Genomic DNA, 14194 nt, shown 5'->3' on the forward strand with positions numbered 1-14194 from the left:
ACCGCGAAAGCGAGAGACAGCCGCGCGCACGGCCGCATCCCACACGGCCGCACCGCCTCCGCCCGCCCGTCAGCGGAAGCGGGTACGGAAGCGGCCGCGCGTGCCGCGGACGAGTCGGCCCGCCCTCGCCTTCAGTGCGTAGACCGCGTCGACGCCCACGCCGACCCGGTGGTGGAGCCATGCCCGGCCCCGTGCGTGGGTGCGCCGGCTCGCGCCCTTCCCGACGAGCTCCGTCCAGAGCGCCTCGTGCCGAGCCGCGATCCGGACGGGGTCGAAGCGTTCCGAGGAGGCGAGCGCCGCCCGCGCGGTCTTCGCCCGCAGTTCGTCGTCCTCCACGAGACCGCGCAGCGCCTCCGTCACCGCGGCCACGTCGTCGACCGGCACGAGCCGCCCGTCGACGCCGTCCTCGATGATCTCGCGCGGCCCGTGCGGGCAGTCGGTCGACACCACCGCGAGCCCGGAGCGCATCGCCTCCACGATCGTCATCCCGAAGGACTCCCGCTGCGAGGTCACCACGGCGATCGACCCCTTGACCCACTCCGGCTCCATCGGGGTGACGCTGCCCATGAGGAACGCCCGTCCCCCGAGGCCCCGTTCCTCGATCCGGCGGGCCAGCTCGCCCCCGACGTCCTGGATCGCGTCCCCGCTGCCGTAGATCCGCAGCTTCCAGTCCGGGTGGTCCGCGGCGACCTCGGCGAAGGCGTCGATCAGCACGTCATACCGCTTCACCCGGGTCAGCCGGCCCGCCGCGACGACGGTCCTCGCCGCGGGGTCGGCGGGCGGCAGCGTCGGCGCGGGCACGCTGTTGGGCACGGACTCGATCCGTACGCCGGTCAGCCCGAGCCTCCGGTAGGCGCGGGCGTCGACCTCCGTGACCGTCGTGACGGCGTCGAGGAGCCGGTACTCGTGGCCGATGTCCCGCCGCAGCCGGTAGCCGTGGCCGGCCAGGGTCAGATGCTCCTGGCCGACGAGGACGGGCCCCCGCCGGGCCTGCCGGGCGAGGTGCACGACGAGCCCCGGGCGGGTGGCGACGAGGACGTCGGCCTCCACCCCGCGCAGGTACTCCCCGATCCGGGTGTCCGTGAGGGCGCTGTACTGCCTCCAGCGGCCGTCGCCGCGCGGGAAGACCTCGGCGGGTCGGTGGAAGTCGGGGTGGTCCCCGTCGTACCCGGGGCTGTCCGTGCGCAGGTCGACGAGGTGCCGCAGCGTCACACCGGCGGGCAGGCCGAGGGCCGGCCGGTCGCGGTGGCGGAACACCGTGACGATCTCGACCTCGTGACGCGTGGCCAGTTCCTCGGCGAGCGTGAACGTCGTCCGGATCGTGCCGCCGTAGTGGTAACCGTTGTGGAGCAGAAAGGAGATTCGCATCGCGCTGCCGGTTCTCCCCGGTCGGTCGGTCCGTCGGTTGTCGGTCGGGCCGACTTTACTGCGCTACGGAGTCGGTCACTCACGGTCGGTAGCCGAGCTGGGGCACGGTCGCGCAGTTCTCCGTCATCTCGCCCTGGGCGACCCAGCCCCGGCCGTCCTCCCAACGGGCCACGGAGAGACAGGTGTGACGGGTGTCGGGCGGTCGCGCGAGGTGCTCGAAGCGGACGGGCAGCAGCAGTCCGCGCGCGGTGTACGGCTCCGGACGGTTCAGGAACTCCTCGACGCACCCACGGGTGAGCTCTTCCCCCGCCAGACAGGAGCGGGCCGCGTCGGTGAACCACATCGCCGCCGCCCACCCCTCCAACTGCCACTGGGACAGCGGCCGTTGCCCCATCGCGTCCCGGAACTCGCGGACGGCCGGGTGGTCGGCGTCCTGGTGGTTCCGGCTGGCTCCGGTCACCCACAGGGAGTTCAGGCAACCGGGGGCGCGGGCGTAGTCGCGGGCGACGGACGAGGACCAGTTCTGGACGTTGGTGACCTTGGCGTCGACACGTACCCCGAGCGCCTCCATCGCCTCGCACAGCCGCACGTTGCCGTGGGTGTCCATCGCGTCGAAGAGGAGGTCGACGTGCCGGTCCCGCAGATCGGCCGCGACCGCGCGGAAGTTGGGCAGCGCGAAGTCGACCTGCTCGTCGACGACCCGGTAGCCCTCGGCGCGCAGCCCGTCCGCGACCAGCCGGGCGTACGCGGCGGACGCGGCCTGGTTGTACGAGACGACGGCGGCGGTCCTCGCGCCCTTCTCCCGCTCGAACCAGCGGTAGACCTCCGTCCCGCCGTACAGCGTCCCGTTCCACCCGGGCTTCCCTCCGGTGCGCGGCGCGGAGCTGCCGTAGATCCCGTAGAGGTGCGGGTACGTGTCGTACGCGGGGGTGAGGGGCTGACCGCCGACGTCGGGGACGCCGGCCTTCGCGACGAGGGGCGCGCCCGCGTAGTTCAGGGCGGTGGTGGCGACGAGCGCGAAGACATGGCGCTCGTCGACCAGCCGGTGCACGCAGGCGTTGTTGCCGACGCCGCTGCCGCCGTCGTCGCAGGTCTCGACCTCGATCCGGCGCCCGTCGAGGCCGCCGCGGGCGTTGAGGGCGTCGAAGTACGCGCGGGCGCCGTCGCGCGGGCCGGTGAGGGCCTGCCCGCCGATCGGGCTCGTGGCGCTGGTGATGATCCCGACGCGGAGCGGCTCACCGCCGGAGGGGGTGGCGGTGGGCCGCGTCTCGAAGGCGCGCTCCGGGAGCCGGCTGCCGCAGGCCGTGAGCACGACCAGGAGGGCGAGCAGCACGGCGAGGAGCAGCGCCGCCCCCGGTTCAGCAGCCCGGAACGGTGACACCGCTCAACTCGACCAGGCCGCAGAGGGTCTTGACGGAGACCTTCCAGGTGCCGTCCTGGAGGATCGAGGTGCCCTGGGAGTCGGGCAGGGCGGGGGCCCCGCCGACGAGCAGGTCGTAGGTGACGTTGGCCTCGGTGGCCGAGGTGAACTCGACGCCCGTGACCTTCGCCGAGGTCATGGCCGCGTTCTTGTCTCCGGCGAAGGCGGTCAGGACCGGCTCCAACTCGGCGCCGTTCTCCAGGAGACCCACCTTGTCGGCCGCGGGGGTCTTCGGGTCGAAGAACGTCGTCCAGTTCTTGGTGATCTCCGCCTCGGCGGCGGCCGGGTCGGCGGGTTCACCCTCGCCCGGCGGCTGGTCCGTCGTCCCGGGCGGCGGCGTCTCGTAGACCTGGTTGCCGGTCGTCCCGTCGTCCGAGCATCCCGCGACGGCGGGCACGAAGGCCAGGACGGCGACGGCCGCGAGGGCCGCGAGCCGGGGGCGTCCGCCGAGTCGTTCGAGAACCATCTGGCTCACCACCGGGTGTCTCTCCAGGCCGCACGGCCTGATGCTTCCAGAGTGGGGCGAAGGGGGGCATAGTGCAAGGAAAAGGGGAGACGAGGGAGGCCCGTGCCGACATCCCGGATCCTGCTGTGGGGCGGTGTCGCGGCGGCCGCCGGGGGCGCGGTGCTCTGCGTGCTCGGCTGGTACGGGATCTCCGGCGAGCGCTTCGCCGAGCGCCAGCTGCCCTATCTGGCCTCGTGCACGGTGCCGGGGGCCGCGCTGGTCGTGGCAGGCGCGGTGCTCGTCGCTGCGGCCCTCCTGATGCCCGTACGCCCTCAGGAACCGGCCCCGTCCGAAGCGGCGGAGACTCCCCCACCGTCCTCGGACGAGCCGCCGCTGCGCGTCCCGGGCGGGACCCTGGCCCACCGCCCGGACTGCCCGCTGGTGGCGGGGAAGCCGGAGGCGACGGAGGCGGGCGCCGCGGAACTCGACCCCTGCCCGGTCTGTGAGCCATGGCCTCCCTGACGTACGAGCTCACGCTCGCCGGCCTCGCGGTCGGCAGCGCCGCCGCGCTCACCGGGATCGGCCTGATCGTCACCTACCGGGCGACGGGCGTGCTGAACCTCGCGCACGGCGCCGTCGCCATGATCTGCGCGTACGTGCTGCGGCAGCTGGTGGTCGTCGAGGGCTGGCCGCTGCCCCTGGGAGCCCTGGTCACGCTCCTGGTGGTGGCCCCGGGAATCGGCCTCGTCCTCGACCGGGGAGTGTTCCGCCCGCTCTCCCTCCTCGGCTCGAACCCGGCGCAGACCCTGGTGGCCTCCATCGGCGTCTTCGTGCTCCTCGTGGGCGGGGCGGTGCTGCTGTGGGGCACCGAGGCGCGGGCCGACGCGCCGGTGCTCCTCGGCGACGACCCGTGGGCGCAGCTGGGGGCGGTGGTGGCGCTGGCCTGCCTGGTGACGGCGGTGGCGCGGTGGACCCGGTTCGGCCGGGAGCTGAGGGCGGTGGTGGACAACCGGCCGCTCGCCGTCCTGTCGGGGGTCCACGCGGACCGGGTGGCGGCGGCGGGTTGGGCGTTCGGTTCCTTCACGGCCGGGCTCACGGGCGTCCTCCTCGCCCCGTACGTACGCCTCGACCCGTACGGGATGCCGCTGCTCGTCATCGAGGTGATCGCGGTCGCGGTGATCGCCCGGATGCGCTCACTGGCAGTCGCGGTGGTGGCCGCGGTCGCGATCGGCGTGGCCCAGGCCCAGCTCACCCGGCTGCACCCGGAGGGCTGGGCGGCGCCGCTGGTGCAGGCGATCGGGGCGAACCTGTTCGTGGTGGCGCTCCTGGTGGCGGCGCTGGTCCTGCCGGGCGTCGGCGGCAGGGGCCGGGACGCCCTGCCCCCACCGACCCGCACCCCCCGCATCCCCACGACCCTCTGGCTGGTCACCGGCGCCCTGCTCCTCCTCCCCCTCGGCCTCGCGGGCTCGGACCTGCACACGGCGGTGCAGGTCCCGGCGCTCGCCGTGGTCCTGCTCTCCCTGGTCGTGGTGGCGGGCCGGGGCGGCCAGATCGCCCTGGGCCAGGCGGCGTACGCGGGCCTGGGCGCGCTCCTGACGGCCCTGCTGTCGACGGCGGGCGTCCCCACCCTCGTGGCGCTGGGGCTCGCGGTACCGATGGTGGCGGTGGTGGGCCTGGTGACGGCCTGGCCGGCGATCCGCCGCCACGGCCTGGCACTCGCCCTGGCCACTCTGGCGACCGGGGTGGCGGTGAGCCGCTTCGTCCTCGCCCAGCCGTACGCGACGGCGGGCCTGTCCCTCGGCCGCCCGGCGGGCTTCTCCGGCGACCGCGCCTTCTACGCCCTGGAACTGGCCGTCCTGGCCGGCTGTCTGGCCCTGGTGGCGGCACTGCGCCGGGGCCGCACGGGCCGCGCGCTGGCCGCGCTGCGGGACCACGAGCCGGGCGCGGAGGCGTCGGGCGTCCCGGCCCCCGCCCTCAAGCTCCTCGCCTTCGTCCTGGGCGCGGCCCTGGCGGCCCTCGGCGGCGGCCTCCTGGGCATGGGCCTGCGCGCCTTCGACCCGGAGGCGTACGACCCGGTACGCGGCCTGCTCTGGTTCGCCGCGGTCCTGGTCCTGGGCGCGGACAGCCTGCTCACCCCGCTGGTGGCCGCGGCCCTCCTGGTCACCCTCGACGCGGGCCCCCAGGCGGGCGTGGCAGCGGCCCTGGTCGGCCTCCTGGCCACCCAGACGGGCCGCATCCCGCCGCTGACGACCCTGCTGCTCCCCCACCCCAAGCCGACCAGCCGACCCGAAAACCGCGTACGCCCCCGCCCCCCTCCGTCCGCCGTCGGCGCCGCACCTCCCACGGAAGAACCCGCACCTCTCCCGACGACCCGCGCGGAAAGCGCGGGTCGGAATCCCGCTCCGCCCGAAGGCCGGGCACAACCCCGCCGGCCCGCGGCCGCCGACGGCGCCGGGCCCCCCACGGGAAGGCCCGCACCTCTGCCGACCACCCACACAGGTGGTGCGGCTGGGAACCCCAGCCCGACCGCAGGCCGGGCGCACCCCCGCCGCCCCGCACCAGGCCACGCACCCGCACCACCCACCACCCGCACCACCCCGGAACTCCGCGCGCACGACCTCACCCTCACGTACCCCGGCGGGATCACCGCCCTCTCCCACGTCACCCTCCACCTCACCCCCGCGCGCATCACCGCCCTCGTCGGCCCCAACGGCGCCGGCAAGAGCACGCTCTTCGACTGTCTCGCCGGGACCCTCCGCCCCCGGCACCACCAGGGCCTGATCACGCTCGACGGCGCCGACATCACCTCGCGCCCGGCGCACGCCCGGACGCGTCTCGGAATCGCCCGGACCTTCCAGCGGCTCGCCGTCTTCCCGTCGCTCTCCGTCGAGGAGAACGTCCGCCTCGGCGGGGAGCGCGGCCACGTCCGCGGGGACCCCGCGGCCGTCGAACGGAGCCTGCGGCTGCTGGGCCTCGAAGGCCCCGTACGGCACCGCGCGGCCGCCGACCTGCCGACGGGGACACTGCGCCGTGTCGAGCTCGCCCGCGCGCTCGCCGGGCAGCCGCACACGCTCCTCCTCGACGAACCCGCCGCGGGCCTCGACGCCGAGGAGACCGCCGCGCTCGCCAGGCTCCTCGCCGCGCTCGCGGCGGACGGCCTGACGATCCTCGTCGTCGAGCACGACCCGGACCTCGTCGCCGGGATCGCCCACACCGTGCACACGATGGAGGGCGGCCGGATCCTGTCATGAGCGTCGAGATCGAGCTGCGCGCTGCCCGGGTCCGCTACGGCCCGCTGGAGGCCCTGCACGGCCTGGACCTGCCCGTGCCCGCCGGCACCGTGACCGTGCTCCTGGGCCGGAACGGCGCCGGCCGCACCACCGCCCTACGGGCCCTCGCGGGCACGGTACGGCTCTCCGCCGGCCGGGTGGTGTGGCGCGGGACCGACGTGACCCGGCTGCCGGCACACGAGCGGGCGCGCCGCGGGATGTGCTTCGTACCGGATCTGCGGGCGGTGTACGAGGGGCTGACCGTCGCCGAGAACCTCGCGCTCACCGCACCGGGCGCCCCGCCGCCGTACCCCGAGCTCGTACCCCTGCTGTCCCGGCCGGCCGGGACCCTCTCCGGCGGGGAGCGCCGGATGCTGGCGCTGTCCCGCGCCCTGCTGACGCCCGCGCGCGTCGTGCTGGTCGACGAGCCGTCGCTCGGCATGGCCCCGCCGGTCGCGGCGCGTACGTACGGGTTCCTCGCCGCGCTCTGCGCCGAGCGCGGCGCGGCCGTGGTCCTGGCCGAGCAGCGCGTACCGCCCGGCCTTCCGCGCGGCTCGCTCGTCCACGAGCTGCGGCGCGGCTCCCGCACGGCCTGCGGGGAGCCGTCCGAGTTCGCCCGGGATGCCGCGGAGTGACGTCAGAGCGGTGCGATCCGCAGCATCGTGCCGATGACGATCCGGTTCGGGTCGGGCCCGATGAGGCTCCGGTTCGCCGTGTACAGCGCCTGCCAGCCGCCCTTGACGGCGAAGCGGGCGGCGATCGAGCCGAGCGAGTCCCCCGGCTGGACGGTATGCGCGCGGCCGCTCAGCCCGTACCGCTTGGAGCAGACCGGCCAGGCCCCCCAGCCCTGGGTGCGCAGGAGCTCCTCCGCGACGGTGATCTGCTGCGGGCGGGTGGCCAGGTCGGCGCGCCGGGCGTACTTCAGTCCGCCGTGCTCGACCCAGGTCGGCTGCCAGAACTGGAGTCCGCCGTAGAAGCCGTTGCCGGTGTTGACGTTCCAGCGGCCGCTGGACTCGCACTCGGCGACGCAACCCCACGGCCACTGGTCGACGGCGCAGGCGTAGCGGGGCACGGCCGCCGCCGCGCGCACCGCGTCGGCGGAGGCGGAGACCGCCACGGCGGACGGCACGCCGTCCCGCGCGACGCCCGGCACCACACCCGCCACCGCGCCCGTCATCGGCGCCACAGCGGCCTCCCACGGCCCCGTGGACGCGTCCCGGGCCTGGGCGGGCGCCGACGTGAGGGTCAGCAGCGCGGCCGCCGACGCGGCCGCCACGGAGCCGGCCGTCCAAAATCGGATCTTCGACATCGGGGCAGGCTAGGCAGGCTCCCGACACCCCCGGCCCGTGCCGCGCGGAACACTGTTCACACCCCACCCGGTCGGAGTCACCACCCCCGCCGCACAAGCCACCTGCAAGTTGCCTCGCTTCCGCGCGTGACCCCGGCCGAGCCTGACCCGTTGAACTCGGCATGAGACGCCCGGGAACGGCCCGGCGTCCCCCCGTACCGAGTCCAGGGAGCCCCCCGTGCCGCGCATGCTCGACGTCAGCGAGGACGTACGCGCCGAGATCGGCGACGAAGAAGCCGACCGGCTGCTTGCCGGCGACAACGCCCCGGGCAGCTACGACTGCACCTCCTGCCGCACGCCGGGGGACTCCGAGCAGGAGCGCACCAGCACGGTGCTGTTCGTCGGTGAGGAGACCGCGGTCCTCGCGTTCGCCCACGCCAGCTGCATTCCGTCCCAGGTCGTCCGCGTCGCCGAGGAGCAGCTCCAGGGCGCTGTCGCCTCGATCACGGCCTCGGACGCCGCCGACGCGCTGTCCGCCGCCCACCCCGAGCAGGCCGTGCTCGGTGTCACCAGCGGTCTCGTCCTGATCGAGGGCGAGCTGCACCCCGCGCTGGTCGTGGAACCGACCGCCCCCGTGGCCCGCCCGGGAACGGACGGTCTCGTCGACGAGTTCCTGCCGCTCCTGGCGGAGCAGGGCTTCCGGCCCGTCAACGACCTCGGCGAGAAGCCCGCGGTGCTGCCGGGCTGGTCGGTCCTGGTCGCCATGGGCCAGCTGCACTCCGTCCTCCAGCCGGGGCCGAACGGCGCGGGTCAGGCCGCCTGGTGGCAGGCGCACCAGCCGCTCCAGGTCACCGAGGGCTGGCGCGCGGCGGCCAACAAGTCGCACACGGTCCTCGTCTTCGCCGCCCCGGTGGGCTCCATCGGCCAGCAGCCCCGCGAGGACCTGCTGCGCGACGCCCTGGAGAAGGCCGCGGCGAACGGGCGCCTGGTGGCGGCCGCGATGCCGCTGGCCGGTACCTGATGGACGACGGCCGGCCCGGTTTAGGGCCCGGACGGGTCCCCGCGGGCCCGGCCGGCCCCCCGGTGCCGGGCGGACCGGCGGCACCGGCGGCGGCCGCTCCCCTGGGAGCGGCCGCGCCGCGGGTCGGCGGGGGTGCGGCGGCGCCGAAGGTCACGACCGTGCCGCGCCCCCGGCGTGCGCCTCTTTCGGAGAGCCGCCCGCATCCGACGGGCGGCGGGGTCGTTGGCACGTACGTGCACCCATACGACCCTTTCCTCCAGCCGTATCCGAGCCACATCCCCTCCATGCGCCCGGCGCAGGACGTCACGGCGGGCCAGTCGGCCACGCCGATCTACGACGCCCTGTTCTCGGAGTACCGCCGGTCGTTCCGCACGCTGCCGGGTGACCGCAGCGGCGAGGAGGAGGTGGCCTTCCGGGCCTTCGGCACGACCGCGAGCACGGGTCTCCACGGCAACGGGCAGGGGTACGCGGCCGGACAGGGGTACGGGAGCGGGCAGCGGTTTGCCACCGCGTATCCGCCGGTGTGGACGGCGCAGCAGCATCACACCCCGGCGGCCCTGCCGCCGGGCCCCCGCCGGGGCGTCTAGGGCGCGGCGGACTCCGCGGACACACCTGACACGGCTGAGGGCCGGGGCTCATCGCCCCGGCCCTCAGCCGTTCCGTACCGTCCCGCGCACTACTTCTTGCGGCCGCGCTTCTCGCGCACGCGCACCGAGATGTGGATCGGGGTTCCCTCGAAGCCGAACTCCTCGCGCAGACGGCGCTCGATGAAGCGGCGGTAGCCGGCCTCCAGGAAGCCCGAGGCGAAGAGCACGAACCGGGGCGGCTTGGTGCCCGCCTGCGTACCGAAGAGGATGCGGGGCTGCTTGCCGCCGCGGATCGGGTGCGGGTGGGCCGCGACGATCTCACCGAGGAAGGCGTTGAGCCGACCCGTGGGGATACGGGTCTCCCAGCCGGCGAGGGCGGTCTCGATGGCCGGGACCAGCTTCTCCATGTGGCGGCCGGTCTTGGCGGAGACGTTGACGCGGGGCGCCCAGGCGACCTGCTGCATCTCGGTCTCGATCTCGCGCTCGAGGTAGTAGCGGCGCTCCTCGTCGAGCTCGTCCCACTTGTTGTAGGCGATGACGATGGCGCGGCCCGACTCGACCGCCGTCGTGATGATGCGCTGGTCCTGGACCGAGATGTTGTCGGTGGTGTCGATGAGGATGACGGCCACCTCCGCCTTCTCGATGGCGGCCGCGGTCCGCAGGGAGGCGTAGTAGTCCGCGCCCTCCTGGAGGTGGACCTTCTTGCGGATGCCGGCGGTGTCGACGAACTTCCACGTCACGCCGCCGAGCTCGATGAGCTCGTCGACCGGGTCGCGGGTGGTGCCGGCCAGCGCGTTGACGACGACCCGGTCCTCGCCCGCCACCTTGTTGAGCAGGGAGGACTTGCCGACGTTCGGACGGCCGATGAGGGCGATGCGGCGCGGGCCGCCGACGGCGTTGCCGAAGCGCTGCTCGGGGGCCTCGGGCAGCTTCCTCAGGACCTCGTCGAGGAGGTCGCCGGTGCCGCGGCCGTGCAGCGACGAGACGGGGAACGGCTCGCCGAGGCCGAGCGACCACAGCATGGACGCGTCGGCCTCGCCCGACTGTCCGTCGACCTTGTTGGCGGCGAGGACGACCGGCTTCCCGGCGCGGCGGAGGAGCCTGACGACGGCCTCGTCGGTGTCGGTGGCGCCGACGGTGGCGTCCACGACGAAGAGACAGGCGTCGGCGGCCTCGATGGCGAACTCGGCCTGGGCGGCGACGGCGGCGTCGATGCCGAGGACGTCCTGCTCCCAGCCGCCGGTGTCGACGACCTTGAAGCGGCGCCCGGCCCATTCGGCCTCGTAGGTGACGCGGTCGCGGGTGACGCCCGGCTTGTCCTCGACGACGGCCTCACGGCGGCCGATGATGCGGTTCACCAGGGTCGACTTGCCGACGTTCGGACGGCCGACGACGGCGAGGACGGGGAGGGGGCCGTGGCCGGCCTCCTCGATCGCGCCCTCGACCTCTTCGGCGTCGAAGCCCTCTTCGGAGGCGAGCTCCATGAACTCCGCGTACTCGGCGTCGCCAAGTGCCCCGTGGTCGTGCTGGTCGTTCATGAAGTCCGTTCCTTGATCATTCGTGGTCGGTGGGTCCCCGGGCCGCGGGGCCCACTACTGAAAGTCTCGCTCAGCGCCCGGTGAGGCGCCTGGCGTTTTCCAGGTGAGCGGTGAGCCGCCCCTGGATACGTACGGTGGCCTCGTCGAGGGCCGTGCGGGTCCGACGGCCCGAGCCGTCCCCCGCCTCGAAGGCGTCGCCGAAGACGACGTCGACGCGGCCGCGCAGCGGAGGCAGCGCCTTGATCAACCGTCCCCGGCGCGCCGATTCTTCCCGCCCATCCCGCCCGGTGGTCCCCAGCACCGCGACCGGGACGATCGGCGCGCCGCTCCGGACGGCGAAGTAGGCGAGACCGGCCCGCAGCGAGGCGAAGTCTCCCTCGCCTCGGGTGCCCTCGGGGAAGATCCCGAGGACGCCGCCCTGCTCCAGGACGCCCAGGGCGTTGCCTATCGCGTTGCGGTCGGTGCTGTCGCGGTCGACCTTGACCTGCCCGATGCCCTCCAGGAAGGGACCGAGGGGCCCGACGAAGGCTTCCTTCTTGATGAGGAAGTGCACGGGGCGCGGTGCGGTGCCCATGAGCATGGGGCCGTCGATGTTGTGCGCGTGGTTGACGGCGAGGATGGCGGGGCCGGAGGCCGGCACCCGCCAGGCGCCGAGGACGCGCGGCTTCCAGAAGCCGTACATCAGACCGATGCCGATACGTCGGCCGACGGCGGCGCCCTTCTCGGAGGGCACGGTCACTTGGCGGCCGTCCTCTTCTCGTCCACCAGGGTGACGACGCACTCGATGACCTGGTCCAGCGTGAGCTCGGTGGTGTCGACCTCGACGGCGTCGCCGGCCTTCGCGAGCGGGGAGGTCTTGCGGCTGGAGTCGGCCGCGTCCCGCTTGATCAGGGCTTCCTTCGTCGCGTGCACGTCGGCGCCCTTGACCTCGCCGGAGCGGCGGGCGGCACGGGCCTCGGGCGAGGCGGTGAGGAAGATCTTCAGGTCGGCGTCGGGCAGGACGGTGGTGCCGATGTCCCGGCCCTCGACGACGATGCCGTGCTCGGCGCCCTTCGCGATGGACCGCTGGAGCTCGGTGATGAGCTCCCGCACCTCGGGGACGGCGCTGACGGCGCTGACCTTCGAGGTGACCTCTTCGGTACGGATCGGACCGGCCGCGTCGACACCGTCGACCGTGATCGTGGGGCGGGACGGGTCGGTGCCGGAGACGATGACCGGCTTGGCGGCGGCGTTGGCGACGGCGTCGGCGTCCGTCACGTCGACGCCGTTGCTGATCATCCACCAGGTGATCGCCCGGTACTGGGCGCCGGTGTCGAGGTAGCTCAGCCCCAGCTTGGCGGCGACCGCCTTCGAGGTGCTCGACTTGCCCGTGCCGGACGGCCCGTCGATGGCGACGATCACGGATTCCACGGTGGGAACACCTTCCTGGGGTGAGCGGTAGGGCCCGGCGGAGATGCAAGGGGCCCCCACAAGGTTACCGAGTCCCACGCACCCGTTCGGCCCAGCCCGTGCCGGACCCCCGAAGGACGCCGCCGAGAACCCCGCCGGGAGTCCGCCCGGAGCGGGTCCGGAGCCCTGCCCGGGCCCTGCGCCGGGGGCCCTCGGCAGGGCCCGCGATCAGACCCGTACCGCACATCCTCGTACCGTCACGCCGTCACACCGCGAGGCCGTCACACCGCCAGGCCGTCACACCGCCAGGCCGTCAGGCCGTCCGCAGGGCCCAGCCGCGTTCCTGCAGGGCCGCGCCCAGGGCCGCGGCCGAGGCCGGGTCGACCATGAGCTGGACCAGGCCCGCCTGCTGGCCGGTCGCGTGCTCGATGCGGACGTCCTCGATGTTGACGCCGGCGCGGCCCGCGTCGGCGAAGATCCGGGCCAGCTCGCCGGGCCGGTCGCTGATGAGGACGGCGACGGTCTCGTAGGCCGTGGGGGTGGTGCCGTGCTTGCCGGGGACGCGGGCGCGGCCGGCGTTCCCGCGGCGCAGGACGTCCTCGACGCCCGAGGCGCCGTCCCGGCGCTTGTCCTCGTCGGCGGACTGCAGGGAGCGCAGCGCGCGGACCGTCTCGTCGAGGTCGGCGGCGACGCCCGAGAGGACGTCGGCGACGGGGCCCGGGTTGGCGGAGAGGATCTCGACCCACATGCGCGGGTCGGAGGCCGCGATCCGGGTGACGTCCCGGATGCCCTGCCCGCAGAGCCGTACGGCCGACTCGTCGGCCTCCTCCAGGCGCGCGGCGACCATCGACGAGACGAGCTGCGGGGTGTGGGAGACGAGGGCGACGGCCCGGTCGTGGGCGTCGGCGTCCATGACGACGGGCACGGCCCGGCAGAGGGCGACGAGCTCCAGGGCGAGGTTGAGGGCCTCGGTGTCGGTGTCCCGGGTCGGGGTCAGGACCCACGGCCGTCCCTCGAAGAGGTCCGCGGTCGCCGCGAGCGGGCCCGAGCGCTCCTTGCCGGACATCGGGTGCGAACCGATGTACGCGGTGAGGTCGAGGCCCAGCGCCTCCAGCTCCCGCTTCGGCCCGCCCTTGACGCTCGCCACGTCCAGGTAGGCGCGCGCGAGCCCGGCCGTCATCGCCTCGGCGAGGGTCGCGGCCACGTGCGCCGGGGGTACGGCGACGATCGCGAGGTCCACGCGCCCCTCGGGCGCCTCGTCGGTACCCGCGCCGAGCGCGGCGGCGGTCCGGGCGCTGGCCGGGTCGTGGTCACGGAGGTGGACGGTGACGCCCCGGCCCGCGAGGGCGAGGGCGGCGGAGGTACCGATCAGTCCGGTGCCGATGACGAGCGCTGTCCTCACTGGGCGATGTCCTTGCGCAGGGCGGCCGCGGCACCGAGGTAGACGTGCGCGATCCGGGACTTGGGCAGCTCGGTCTCGACGTGGGCGAGGAGCCGTACGACTCTCGGCATCGCGCCCTCTATGTCGAGCTCCTGCGCGCAGATGAGGGGTACGTCGACGATCCCGATGCCCCGGGCCGCGGCGGCGGGGAAGTCGCAGTGCAGGTCCGGCGTGGCCGTGAACCAGATGCTGATGAGGTCGTCCGCGGTGAGCTCGTTGCGCGCGAGGACGGCGGTGAGCAGCTCCTCGACCTGCTCGCGCATGTGTCCGGCCTCGTCCCGTTCCAGCTGGACGGCTCCTCGGACCGCTCGTACCGCCACGTCGTAACTCCTTCGTCCGCGTCGACTGCTCCGTTCAGCCTAGTCAGCGGTGGGGACGACCTGTTCCGGGCGCCCGCCCTCCGAGACGGAGGACGGGCGCCCGGAAGG

At 74.4% G+C, this 14194-nt stretch carries 14 protein-coding genes; 5 read left to right on the forward strand and 9 right to left on the reverse strand.

Annotated features, from left to right (window positions below):
- Positions 1-69: 69 nt before the first annotated feature.
- From OG580_RS07295 to OG580_RS07305, 3 genes are all read right to left on the reverse strand, one after another.
- Complete coding sequence (locus OG580_RS07295) at positions 70-1368, reverse strand: glycosyltransferase family 4 protein (protein WP_267042814.1); 1299 nt, start codon at positions 1366-1368, stop codon at positions 70-72.
- Between the two features lie 79 nt (positions 1369-1447).
- Positions 1448-2749 (reverse strand): ABC transporter substrate-binding protein, encoded by a 1302-nt coding sequence (locus OG580_RS07300; RefSeq protein ID WP_267042815.1) that lies wholly within the window; start codon positions 2747-2749, stop codon positions 1448-1450.
- Positions 2727-3254 (reverse strand): hypothetical protein, encoded by a 528-nt coding sequence (locus OG580_RS07305; protein WP_267042816.1) that lies wholly within the window; start codon positions 3252-3254, stop codon positions 2727-2729. Before OG580_RS07305 ends, OG580_RS07300 begins: the two co-directional genes overlap by 23 nt.
- A gap of 102 nt (positions 3255-3356) precedes the next feature.
- On the opposite strand from OG580_RS07305, the gene OG580_RS07310 reads away from it, so the two are divergent.
- From OG580_RS07310 to OG580_RS07320, 3 genes are read left to right on the forward strand one after another with little or no spacing between them, the layout of a single operon-like run.
- Positions 3357-3755 carry a hypothetical protein gene (locus OG580_RS07310; RefSeq protein ID WP_267042817.1) on the forward strand — a complete coding sequence of 133 codons (399 nt, stop codon included), beginning with the start codon at positions 3357-3359 and terminating at the stop codon, positions 3753-3755.
- A complete protein-coding gene (locus OG580_RS07315; RefSeq protein WP_267042818.1) occupies positions 3743-6484 on the forward strand; it encodes an ATP-binding cassette domain-containing protein in 2742 nt (913 codons plus the stop codon). The genes OG580_RS07310 and OG580_RS07315 overlap by 13 nt, the downstream gene beginning before the upstream one ends.
- The gene (locus OG580_RS07320) at positions 6481-7137 is read left to right on the forward strand and encodes an ABC transporter ATP-binding protein (protein ID WP_267042819.1); all 657 of its coding nucleotides are present in this window, start codon (positions 6481-6483) and stop codon (positions 7135-7137) included. The genes OG580_RS07315 and OG580_RS07320 overlap by 4 nt, the downstream gene beginning before the upstream one ends.
- A gap of 2 nt (positions 7138-7139) precedes the next feature.
- Here the strand turns inward: OG580_RS07320 and OG580_RS07325 are convergent, their stop codons facing one another.
- Complete coding sequence (locus OG580_RS07325; RefSeq protein ID WP_267042820.1) at positions 7140-7811, reverse strand: transglycosylase family protein; 672 nt, start codon at positions 7809-7811, stop codon at positions 7140-7142.
- A gap of 217 nt (positions 7812-8028) precedes the next feature.
- Here OG580_RS07325 and OG580_RS07330 point away from each other — a divergent pair, with 217 nt between their 5' ends.
- Both OG580_RS07330 and OG580_RS07335 read left to right on the forward strand, forming a co-directional pair.
- Positions 8029-8811 carry a hypothetical protein gene (locus OG580_RS07330; protein ID WP_267042821.1) on the forward strand — a complete coding sequence of 261 codons (783 nt, stop codon included), beginning with the start codon at positions 8029-8031 and terminating at the stop codon, positions 8809-8811.
- A 284-nt stretch (positions 8812-9095) separates the two neighbouring features.
- Positions 9096-9398 (forward strand): hypothetical protein, encoded by a 303-nt coding sequence (locus OG580_RS07335; protein WP_323182555.1) that lies wholly within the window; start codon positions 9096-9098, stop codon positions 9396-9398.
- An 89-nt stretch (positions 9399-9487) separates the two neighbouring features.
- On the opposite strand, the gene der is transcribed toward OG580_RS07335, so the two are convergent.
- The 5 genes from der to aroH form a co-directional block, all read right to left on the reverse strand.
- Positions 9488-10936 carry a ribosome biogenesis GTPase Der gene (gene der, locus OG580_RS07340; RefSeq protein WP_267042823.1) on the reverse strand — a complete coding sequence of 483 codons (1449 nt, stop codon included), beginning with the start codon at positions 10934-10936 and terminating at the stop codon, positions 9488-9490.
- Positions 10937-11006: 70 nt separating this feature from the next.
- Positions 11007-11618: a 1-acyl-sn-glycerol-3-phosphate acyltransferase gene (locus tag OG580_RS07345; protein ID WP_267047925.1), complete on the reverse strand. Its 612-nt coding sequence runs from the start codon at positions 11616-11618 to the stop codon at positions 11007-11009.
- 53 nt (positions 11619-11671) lie between these two features.
- Positions 11672-12346 carry a (d)CMP kinase gene (gene cmk / locus OG580_RS07350; RefSeq protein ID WP_323182556.1) on the reverse strand — a complete coding sequence of 225 codons (675 nt, stop codon included), beginning with the start codon at positions 12344-12346 and terminating at the stop codon, positions 11672-11674.
- A gap of 292 nt (positions 12347-12638) precedes the next feature.
- Entirely contained in the window at positions 12639-13727 is a 1089-nt protein-coding gene (locus OG580_RS07355; protein ID WP_267042824.1) for a prephenate dehydrogenase, read from the reverse strand.
- On the reverse strand, positions 13724-14086 hold the full coding sequence (aroH, locus tag OG580_RS07360) for a chorismate mutase (RefSeq protein ID WP_267042825.1): 363 nt from the start codon (positions 14084-14086) through the stop codon (positions 13724-13726). The genes OG580_RS07355 and aroH overlap by 4 nt, the downstream gene beginning before the upstream one ends.
- Positions 14087-14194 lie beyond the last annotated feature (108 nt).

This window comes from Streptomyces sp. NBC_00094 (assembly GCF_026343125.1).
Taxonomy (GTDB): domain Bacteria; phylum Actinomycetota; class Actinomycetes; order Streptomycetales; family Streptomycetaceae; genus Streptomyces.